This is a genomic window from Thermodesulfovibrionales bacterium (genome assembly GCA_035622735.1).
Taxonomy (GTDB): Bacteria; Nitrospirota; Thermodesulfovibrionia; order Thermodesulfovibrionales; family UBA9159; genus DASPUT01.
In genome coordinates this window covers 1-10623 of the sequence record DASPUT010000014.1, presented here as the reverse complement: position 1 = coordinate 10623, position 10623 = coordinate 1, and the positions used below count along the sequence as shown (strand labels likewise).

10 protein-coding genes are annotated in these 10623 nt (G+C 54.0%); 8 read left to right on the top strand and 2 right to left on the bottom strand.

Features of this window, described 5'->3' with window-relative positions; translation table 11 throughout:
* Together VEI96_00570 and VEI96_00565 are read right to left on the bottom strand one after the other, a co-directional pair.
* The coding region (locus VEI96_00570; GenBank protein HXX56474.1) for a nicotinate phosphoribosyltransferase at positions 1 to 957 on the bottom strand (957 nt) is incomplete at its 3' end.
* A gap of 162 nt (positions 958 to 1119) precedes the next feature.
* Positions 1120 to 3738 carry a PAS domain S-box protein gene (locus tag VEI96_00565; GenBank protein ID HXX56473.1) on the bottom strand — a complete coding sequence of 873 codons (2619 nt, stop codon included), beginning with the start codon at positions 3736 to 3738 and terminating at the stop codon, positions 1120 to 1122.
* 112 nt (positions 3739 to 3850) lie between these two features.
* On the opposite strand from VEI96_00565, the gene nifU reads away from it, so the two are divergent.
* The 8 genes from nifU to VEI96_00525 form a co-directional block, all read left to right on the top strand.
* Positions 3851 to 4684, top strand: a complete 834-nt coding sequence (gene nifU, locus VEI96_00560; protein HXX56472.1) for a Fe-S cluster assembly protein NifU — start codon at positions 3851 to 3853, stop codon at positions 4682 to 4684.
* Positions 4681 to 5880, top strand: a complete 1200-nt coding sequence (nifS, locus tag VEI96_00555) for a cysteine desulfurase NifS (protein HXX56471.1) — start codon at positions 4681 to 4683, stop codon at positions 5878 to 5880. Before nifU ends, nifS begins: the two co-directional genes overlap by 4 nt.
* Positions 5881 to 6020: 140 nt before the next feature.
* Positions 6021 to 6752: a TlyA family RNA methyltransferase gene (locus VEI96_00550; GenBank protein HXX56470.1), complete on the top strand. Its 732-nt coding sequence runs from the start codon at positions 6021 to 6023 to the stop codon at positions 6750 to 6752.
* A complete protein-coding gene (locus tag VEI96_00545) occupies positions 6749 to 7435 on the top strand; it encodes a hypothetical protein (protein ID HXX56469.1) in 687 nt (228 codons plus the stop codon). Before VEI96_00550 ends, VEI96_00545 begins: the two co-directional genes overlap by 4 nt.
* Entirely contained in the window at positions 7435 to 8097 is a 663-nt protein-coding gene (locus tag VEI96_00540) for a DnaJ domain-containing protein (protein ID HXX56468.1), read from the top strand. Before VEI96_00545 ends, VEI96_00540 begins: the two co-directional genes overlap by 1 nt.
* Before the next feature lie 117 nt (positions 8098 to 8214).
* A complete protein-coding gene (locus VEI96_00535; protein HXX56467.1) occupies positions 8215 to 9348 on the top strand; it encodes a type III PLP-dependent enzyme in 1134 nt (377 codons plus the stop codon).
* 90 nt (positions 9349 to 9438) lie between these two features.
* Complete coding sequence (gene speE, locus VEI96_00530) at positions 9439 to 10275, top strand: polyamine aminopropyltransferase (GenBank protein ID HXX56466.1); 837 nt, start codon at positions 9439 to 9441, stop codon at positions 10273 to 10275.
* A gap of 98 nt (positions 10276 to 10373) precedes the next feature.
* Positions 10374 to 10623 (top strand): HrcA family transcriptional regulator (locus VEI96_00525; GenBank protein ID HXX56465.1); only part of this gene is annotated, 250 nt, incomplete at its 3' end.

Sequence of the window (10623 nt, the reverse complement as noted above, 5' to 3'; positions counted from 1 at the left end):
TGAACCCGACCATTTCCCTCTCTTCGCTAGGGGTTTACCCCCAACTTCCATGATGTCCATGGCATAATCCACAACGGGTGCGTTACTGATGGATGTCCCTATGCCGTAGCCGTCCACGACCGGATTCAGGACTGGGACGTCCTCTTCCCTTATCCCGCCGCTCACATAAAATTTTATCCCGCTGAACCCTCTGAGATTCAGCTCCCACCTGCATTCTTCAAGAATGCGGAAGAAGTTTCCTCTCCTCGATCCCGGCGTATCGAAACGGACGGCAAAGAGGCTCTCTCCCAAGCTTTCAGCTACGTTCAGTACCTCGAACTTCTCGTCGAGGAAGGTATCTATGAGCGCGACCCGTTTTAACTTCGGATCGAGTACCTCGTGGTAGGCCCTGATAGCCTCGACGGTTGAACCCATACAGATAACCAGGGCATGGGGCATCGTACCCATGGGATCTTCACCGATGATCTCTCCCGATTTCACGACCGACACTCCGTCGCATCCGCCGATATAGGCATTTCTCTCGATCATCGGAGCGAGAACAGGATGCATTCTCCGGGCTCCGAAACTGATGACGGGTCGTTCACCCGCAAGTCTCTTGAAACGGGCGGCCTTTGTAGCGACGCCCGAAGCCTGGCATATGAGGCCGAGAAGGGCGGTCTCATAGACGCAAAGATCCTGATACCTTCCTTCAATCTCAATGACCGGTTCATAGGGGAAAAAGACCGTACCCTCCTTCATGGCTCTCACTTTGATAGGGAGGTGTTTCACAAGGTACAGCACCTCTTCAAGTCCTGCAAATACCGACCAGGACCGACCCTCGGGGAGGGTCTTCGCAATGAATTCCGCCTTAACCACAGGATTTACACCCTTTGCCTTAAGGATCGTCATCGTCCGTTCGAAATAGACATCGGTAATTTTTCCGCTCAGAATATCCCGGGCGTCCGCCGTATGAAACATATCTCCCTCCTTCTTCTCAGGTCTTTTTCGGACGTATTTTACCATAGAGACGCTCAGCTGCAGAATCAGAAAAGGCGGCAAAAGGGAATCTTCAGGGACGGTTACCGAAAACGCCAAACCGGTGAACCGAAGCACAAGCAGAGGGGATCTCCGGAGAAAGAATCAATGCGCGGGGTGCTCTGAGGGAGGTTCGGCGCTCATCGCGTTGCGTATGGTTTTGCTCAAATCCTGCATCTTATAGGGCTTCTTCATGACCGCCTTGAAACCGTAGCTCCGGAAGTCAGACATCACCGGATCATCGGAATAGCCGCTTGAAACAATGACCTTGACCGCCGGATCCATCCCGATCAGTCTTTCTGCGGCCTCCTTCCCTCCCATTCCTCCCGCTATCGTAAGGTCCATGATCACAACGTCGAAGGGTCGGCCTGATTCCCCCGCCTTTTCGTACAGGGCTACCGCTTCAGCCCCGTGTCGCGCCGTCTCGACTTCATATCCGAGAAAGTTCAGCATTCCCGCGGCGACAGTCCTCACCATCTCCTCATCATCCATCACGAGGATCCTTCCCTTACCTGCAAACATCTTCTCTTCCTTAACATCTTCCGGATGAGCATGCCCTTCCGAAGAGGGAAGATAGACATAGAAAGTAGTTCCGACTCCGACCTCCGACTCTACGGTGATGAACCCTCCGTGGTTCTTGATTATGGAATAGGTGATGCTGAGCCCAAGACCGCTTCCCTTCTCCTTCGTCGTAAAATAGGGATCGAATATCCTCTCGAGATAATCGCGGGGAATGCCGCCTCCCCTGTCCGTAACGGATATCCTGATGTACCGCCCTCTCCCCAACGGAACAGCTTCCCCGTGCCCCTCCTCCACATTCTCCGCCTCCAGCCGAATCCTGCCTCCTTTCGGCATTGCTTGACAGGCATTGATGATCAGGTTGTGCATGACCTGGCTCATCTGTCCCTCGTCGACTTCGACGGGCCAGAGGTCATCGGGAATCGAGAATTCACACCCGATATCGGAGCCCCTCAGCGCAAAGCCCGCTGAATCTCTCAAGAGTTTTCCGAGGGTGGTAAGTCTCTTCACGGGTTTTCCGCCCCTCGAGAACGTCAGGAGTTGCTGAGTCAAGTCTCGCGCGCGGAGTGACGCCCGCTCCGCCTCATCCAGCCTCTCATACCACGTATCGCCCGGCTTTCCATATATCTTCGCGAGTGTGATATTGCCCAGGATTCCGGTCAATATGTTATTGAAATCATGGGCGATGCCGCCTGCGAGGACGCTGACGGATTCAAGCTTCTGTGCCCTGATGAGTTCTTCCTCCATCCTTTTCCGTTCGGTAATGTCCCTCACAATATCCCGTGAACCGACGACAGCGCCTCCTCTGACAATTGCCGATGAGCTCACCTCGATATCTATCCATCGACCGTCTTTTGTACGGACCTTCCCGATGAATTTTTCGTAGTTGCCCGTTTCTCGCAACTTCTCAAATTCCCTCTTCGATCTGGGTACCTGTTCCTTCGGGATGATATCGAGGGTATTCATCGTCAACAGTTCTTCCCTGGAGTATCCAAGCATGTCGAGCGCCTTCTTGTTCATGTCGAGATACCGGAGGTTTGAATCGATGATGAAGATCGCGTCATTCGCATTCTCAAAGAGATCACGGTATTTTTCTTCTGATTCCTTCAGTGCCAGGATATTCATAGAATTCTTGATGGCGACCGCCGCCTGATTTCCGATCCCCTGGTAAAGGGATATCTCGTCCTTCGTAAACTCTCTCTGGGCCAGGGTATGCCCCACAAGTACCCCGAAGACCTCTCCCTCGAGTATCATCGGAACAGCGATTGCAGAGTTGATGCCGTTTTCCATCATAACGGAGGACACGGCGAAACGTGTTTCGCTCCTGTAATTGTGGACGACATCGGGCTTCCTCGTCTTGACCACGAGGGTGGAAAGCCCTTCTCCTTCGATGAGTCTGAAGGATCCTATCATCGAATCGGGAAATCCGAGGCTATCCTGGAGAACAAGGCTCTTCCCATCAGATGAGAAGATCATGAGGGTAGAAAAATCCAGGGCGAGCAGGTCCTTCGCAGTGCTTATGATCAGCCTGAAGAGTTTCCTGGGATCCGTCGTCACCGTAATCACCTGCGAGGCGGTCAGGAGTCTCGTCAGGCTTTGCCTGCGCCTCTCAGCCTCCTCCTCGGCCGCCTTACGCTTCTCTTCCACGGCGATTGCCGAAGCGATAAAGTTAATGAGCCTTTTGTCCCATTCACTGGGGATGACCTTGCCATGGTACACCATGCAGAGGGAGCCGACATATGCATCGCCGAATTTCACCGCGCGCCCGACATAGGTCTGGAGATTATACGCGCGAACATTCGGATCGGTTTCGGCATAGGAGGTCTCGAGAAGATTATCGACGATAACGACCTGGTCACTACCTTCCTTGATAATGTCATAGCAAATATGACCCTGCGGCTTGTCCACGGGGTTGTAATCGGCTGGAGTATTCCAGGTACCCCATGAACAGAGCATATCGCGGTCGATGCGGTTGTAGAGAGCTGCCGAAGCCTTTAAGAGCCGGCCGCAGAGGCCGGTGAGGCGATTAATGTTCTCAAGGGGGTCTGTCCCGAAATCAAAAAAGCCTTCTCCGATCTCCGTCAGACGGTCTTCCGTCTTTTTCCATTCCTGCCTCGCCGATTCGAATTCGGCAAGCTGTTGTTGAACCTCACACAGTTTTCTTTCCAGCGCCCCTCGTGTCGCGTCACTATCCCTGTCGTTCATTTCTCGACTCCTACAAGAAAAGTATATCATTTACCCTTTTTGAAGAACAGGAGAAAAATTCCATGAACCGCACTGTTTGACATCCCCTACGATCTGTGATAAAAAAGGAATCATGTGGGAATACACCGAAAAGGTGAAGGATTTTTTTCTCCATCCGAAGAATGTCGGCGAGATAGAGAATCCGGATGCTACCGGCGAAACCGGAAGCATCCTTTGCGGTGACGCCCTCAAGCTGACCCTCAAGATAGATAGAGAGACCGGGAGGATTCTCGATGCGAAGTTCCAGACCTTCGGCTGCGCCTCGGCCATAGCGAGTTCATCGGCCCTCACGGAGCTCATTAAGGGGAAGACTCTCGATGAGGCCGTCGAACTCTCGAATCAGGACATTGCCGATTTCCTCGGCGGACTTCCCAAGGAGAAGATGCACTGTTCCGTAATGGGAAAGGAGGCCCTCGAGGCAGCGATAGCCAATTATCGGGGCGAACAAAAACCGTCCGAAACGGAAGAAAGAATTATCTGCAAGTGCTTCGAGGTCTCGGAAGAGAAGATTCGGAGGGTCGCCGGAGAAAACCACCTCACGACCGTCGAGGAGGTCACAAACTTTACGAAGGCGGGAGGCGGTTGCGGAGCCTGCGTTCCCGCCATAGAAGCCATCCTCAGGGATATGTGGTCTCTGAAGGTCCTGCCGGAGAAACCGAAGGCGCTGAAAAGATTGACCAACCTCCAGAGGATAGCCCTCATTCAGGACGTCCTCGAAAAAGAGATACGTCCCAGTCTCCAGGCTGACGGCGGTGACCTGGAACTCATCGATGTTGACGGCTGCAGGGTCATTATCGCGCTCAGGGCCATGTGCGTTGCATGCCCCATGGGCGGGATTACGATAAAAGGCATCGAAGAGAAATTGCGGGAACTCGTGAGTGAAGATCTCATCGTAGAGGAAGGATGAAGCCGATCTATCTCGACAACAACGCGACCACAGCGATAGCCCCCGAGGTGCTCGAAGCGATGCTCCCGTGCCTCAGAGACCTGTACGGCAACCCATCGAGCATGCATACCTTCGGCGGGCAGCTTCAGGGGAGGGTTGAAGAAGCGAGGGAGAAAGTGGCGGCACTCATCAATGCCGAGCCCGAAGAGATAATCTTCACGAGTTGCGGCACCGAAAGCGACAATACGGCACTCATGAGTTCTGTCGAGTCCTATCCGCAGAGAAGACACATCATCACGACGCGCGTAGAGCACCCCGCCGTGCTGAACTTCTCGAAACATCTCGCGCGGAAGGGCTACCGCGTTACGTTCATACCCGTTGACAACTCGGGAAGGTTCAACATGGAACTCTTCACGAGAGCCCTGGATGACGATACCGCAGTTGTATCGGTAATGTATGCGAACAATGAATCAGGGGTGATCTTCCCGATACCGGAAATAGGAGAAATCCTGAGGGAAAGGAATATCCTCTTTCACACGGACGCCGTTCAGGCGGTCGGCAAAATTCCGATCGACATGAAGAGACTCCCCGTTGACATGCTCTCCCTCTCGGGCCATAAACTCCATGCCCCCAAAGGCATCGGTGCCCTCTACGTGAGAAAAGGCACGCGTTTCTATCCCTACATCATCGGGGGGCATCAGGAACGAGGACGCAGGGCCGGCACAGAGAACGTCGCCTCTATCATCGCTCTCGGAAAGGCATGTGAACTCGCGCTCGATAACTTCGATAGAGAGGCTCATTACGTCAGTTCGCTGAGGGACAGGCTCGAAAAGGTCCTCCTCGGGCAATGCCCCGATGCGAGGGTGAACGGCGACACCGGACAGAGACTGCCGAATACGACGAACATAAGCTTCGAATATGTGGAGGGAGAGGCGATCCTCCTCAGGTTGAACGAGTACGGGATATGCGCTTCATCGGGGTCTGCGTGTACCTCGGGTGCGCTCGAGCCGAGCCATGTCCTCAGGGCGATGGGTGTACCGTTCACCGCCATCCACGGTTCAGTCAGATTTTCTCTCAGCCGCTACAATACCGAGGAAGAGATCGAGCACGTCGTCGAGGTTGTACCTCCTATCATCAGAGAGTTGCGGACCCTCTCGCCGTACGGAAGGGAGAAGATGTCGGTCTGCGCTCCGGACAGAAATGTCAGTCCGGAGTGAAGGGAACGGAACGCGACTTACTCGATCCCGCAACCCATGACAATCCCGCCGCAGCAGGCCGTTACAAGACGATTCCTTCCCGGAGGCATAGCCGCGTTTCTTGATTCTTTTCGCAGCTGCCGTTTCCCCTCTGTGAGAACGTGAAAGAGCGCCTTGACATCGTCATCGTGAAACGGGGGATCGCCGCGAGCCGTGACCGAGCGAGGGCCTTGATCCTGGAGGGCAAGGTCTTCGTCAAAAACCGGCCGGAGACGAAGGCCGGCGCCATGGTTGATACCGCCGCCCCCATCGAACTGAAAGGAATGGATATCCCCTATGTCGGCCGCGGCGGGCTTAAACTCGAAGCGGCGATCGAACATTTCGGCATAGAACTGCGGGATGTTGTGGCGATGGACGTAGGCGCTTCCACTGGCGGGTTCACGGACTGCATGCTGCAGAAAGGTGCGCAAAAGGTGTATTGTATTGACGTGGGATACGGTCAGCTTGCGTGGTCATTGAGAACGAACCCGAGGGTCCTCCTGATCGAGCGCACAAACATACGGCATCTCGAAAAGGAGCGCATCCCCGACATCATTGACTTTGCCGCTATCGACCTTTCCTTCATCTCATTGAAGAAGGTCCTGACAAAGGTTAAGGAGTTCATGAAGGAGGACGGCAAAATGCTCGCCCTCGTGAAACCCCAGTTCGAAGTTGGCCGGGGAGAGGTCGGCAAGGGTGGAGTAATCCGCGATGATGACAAGAGAATGGCGGCCGTCGCCTCTGTGAAAGAATTCGCTGAGGAGACAGGACTGCTGGTCGGTGGTATCTTCGAGTCGCCGGTGCCTGGCCAGAAAGGAAACCGGGAATATTTCCTCTACCTGAGGAACCGATGACGGAAGAGACAAAACTCTTAGAACTTGACTTATCAGTAGCATCTGAAGAGGTGCTCGGAATCCTCATGGATGATGCCTCCGAGCCCGACATCTTCAGGGAAATCTTCACGTCCAACAGGAACAGGCCGAAGGTCATGGAGCTGCTGACCGAGAATCCCCATGTCCCCGACGAGATCAGGGAGGAGGCCCGAAGAGTTCTCAGCCTGCCCGTAGACAGGGAAGGAATGCACGCCTTGAAGAAGCGGCCGCTGCCGACCGAAGAGGAGCGAAAGACAAGCCTCCTCATGAGGGTCCAGAAACTGACGGTCGGCGAAAAAGTCGCCCTCGCCTTAAAGGGAGGCCGTGACATACGGACGATCCTCTGCAAGGACTCCAATAAGGAGGTCGTGCTCAGCGTGCTGAAGAATCCGAAGGTGACGCAGACAGAGGCGGAGTTGATCGCCCACTCACGAAACATACCCGAAGATGCACTCCGCTTCATCGCAAAGAATAGGGAGTGGATGAAGAACTATGGCGTCATCCTGGCGCTCGTAACCAATCCAAAGACACCCGGCGGGGTCAGCTCGACGCTGGTTTCTCATCTTAAGACAAAGGACCTCGTCACCCTCGAGAAAAATAAGAATGTCTCCGATGCCGTTCGCATGGCCGCAAAGAAACTCCTTCACGCGAGGAAACCGCACTGATGGAAGACCTCTATGCGGTGCTGGGGGTATCCGGGGAGGCCTCGGAGGCCGACATCAAGAAGGCTTTCAGACAGCTCGCAAAGGAATATCACCCCGACAGCTTGCGCGTACGGGAAACTCCGGCCGACGCGGAGAAGCGCTTTCTGCAAATAACCGATGCCTACAAGGTGCTTTCTGATTCCGCAAAGCGTGCCGAATATGATAGGAACCGCGGATCCGGAAAAGGGAACGTTGCCGATTCGAAGCAACCGGGAAATGCAAAGACTTTGTACCGCGAAGGAAGAAGGGCATATCGGCATGAGCAGTTTGAGGATGCCTCAACTCATTTCAGAAAAGCGGTTAAACTGGCTCCGGAAAATCCTCTCTACTGTTCCTGGCTCGGCCTCTCGCTCTCGAAGCAGCATGGGCTCTTGCACGAAGCGAAGAGTTGGTGCGAGAAGGCAACGTTACTCGCACCCTCGAACCCCGATTACTACGTAAACCTCTCCCTCGTCTACCGTAACGCGGGGATAAAGGCGCTGACGGAGAAGTACCTTCGGAAGGCGCTCTCGATCAATCCTTCCCATAAGCGGGCCCGCATCTGGCTGGACAGGATAACCGGCACAGCGCGAACCGGCATCATGAGCAGAATCAAGGCGATCTTTCGCTCTCAAAAAGAGTGATCTTGTTTCATCGGCTTGCATAATATCCTGCTACTTTTTATATAATACTGACTCGTAAAAATCCCGGTACGGAATTACTCATCGGTTTTCAGAAGAATTTTCGATGAAGACGGACGTATGGACATAACCCCAGACGGCATCCCCCAAAAAATATGGGCTAAAGTGCTCAACTACATCGCACTGAGCGATGAACCCCCTCCCTACCTCCTCATAGACCGGGAGGCGGTCAAGGAAAAAATTTCCCTGATCGGCAAGGGCATCAAGAATGCAAAAGTCTTCTACGCGGTCAAGGCCAATCCCGACCGGGAAGTCCTCGCTTTTCTGAACGACTTCGGGGTCGGCTTCGAAATAGCATCGGAAGGCGAATTACAGATGCTCGCCTCCCTTGGTGTCTCGCCGGAACGGATCATAACGAGCAATCCGATAAAATCTCCGAAATTCCTGGAACAGGCCGCCTCTTACGGAATAACCTATTTTGCCTATGATTCCGCAGCCGAGGTCGAAAAGCTCGCCCGGTATGCGCGTGGCGCCAATGTCTACGTGAGACTCACCGTTCCGAACGAGGGAAGCGAATGGCCCCTGAGCAAGAAGTTCGGGGTTGAGACGGACGAGGCGCTGGAGCTCCTGATCCGTGCGCAGAAGCGGGGCCTGAACCCCGTCGGCATCACCTTTCATGTGGGTTCGCAGTGTAACAATGTCTATAACTGGGACACCGCCCTCGAGAAGGCCCGTGACCTATCGGAGACCGCCGAACACCAGGGCATAAGCCTGCGGATGCTCAACATCGGCGGCGGTTATCCGATTCGCTATACAAGAAACGTAGTTGACATAGAGACGATAGAAAAGAAGATCGCCAAAGCGATCTCCCGCAAGTTCTCGAAGGATCTGGAGGTCTTCATCGAGCCGGGCAGGGCTGTTGTGGGTGATTCGGGAATTTTCGTGGCGACCGTAATCGGCAAGGCGCGGAGAGGCGATGAAAACTGGCTCTACATCGATGTCGGTGTTTTTAATGGTCTGATGGAGAGCGTCGGCGGCATCAAGTACCGATACATCGTCGGAAGCAGGAGCGAGCCGAAACTCTGGACCGTTGCGGGACCGAGCTGCGACAGCTTCGATGTCATCGACCGGGAGGTTGAGCTTCCCGAGCCGGAGGTCGGAAACCGCATCCTGATACCTTCGAGCGGTGCCTATACCATCTCCTATGCATCGGAGTTCAATGGTTTTTCGATCCCGAAGACGATCTTGATTTGAACGATAAACGTGGGAAGTCGTTGAGGATTATCGATAAGAGCGAACTCATGGCGCCCGTCCGAGGCGTGAGTCCGGGAAAGAGGAGGGAAGATGATCAAGTTTTTTGAAAAGGACCCGTATGCACCGATCCAGTACGTCTATGGTGTAGAAAAAGTCCTCTACAGGGGCAAGAGCGATTTCCAGGAGATCATGGTCATCGAAAACGCTCATTTCGGTAAGATACTCGTCCTTGACGGCGTAGTGCAGATCACGGAAAAGGATGAGTTCTTCTATCACGAGATGCTCGTCCACGTCGTGATGCATGCCCACCCCAATCCGAAGAAGGTGATCGTTATCGGAGGCGGCGACGGTGGAACCGTAAGAGAGGTCCTGAAACACGACTCGGTCGAAAAGGTCTATTTTGTCGAGATAGACGAAGAGGTCATCAATGTCTCAAAGGAGTTCTTTCCGTCTGTTGCCGGCGGCATTTCCGACAGCCGCGTCGAGATAAAATGCATGGACGGCGCTGAATTTGTGAAAGGGAGAAGCGGCGACATCGACGTCATCATCGTCGACTCCACCGACATCGTCGGTTTCGCGAAGAGCCTCTTCACGGTCGAATTCTTCAAATCCGTGAAGGACTGCCTGACCGACGAGGGCATGTTCGTCTCCCTTTCGGAATCCCTCCATTTCCACAAAGATATCGTCATCGAGGTGCAGGAGGCATTGAAACTTATATTCCCCGTCGTAGATCTTTACACGGCGACCCTCGCGACGTATGCCGGAAACTGGTGGACTTTTTCGGCGGCATCGAAGAGGCACGACCTCCGCAAGATGAGAAGAGACTTCAGAATCGCGACGAAGTATTACACGGATGAGATACACCACCAGGCATTCTTACCCCCCGGGATGTATGAGAACCTGATGCAGCGAAAGCTCCAGTGGTAGGGGAGGACTCTCTGCCTTGACACGGTAAGGAAGTTCCTGTTACAGTAACTTTAGCACTCTACCAGGGAGAGTGCTAAGGGCGAGGCATGTAAGGAAAAATGATTGAAGAGAGGGCATATAAGGTATTGTGGGCGGTGGTCGACAGCTATATCACACACCCCGACCCCGTCGGATCGCGGTACATAACGAAGAAGTACGCCTTCAACCTTTCGCCCGCTACGATACGGAACATCATGGCTGACCTCGAGGAGATGGGGTTTCTCCTTCAGCCCCATACGTCGGCGGGCCGCATACCGACTGATAAGGGCTACCGGCTTTATGTGGATCATCTTGCCCGAACGAGAGGAG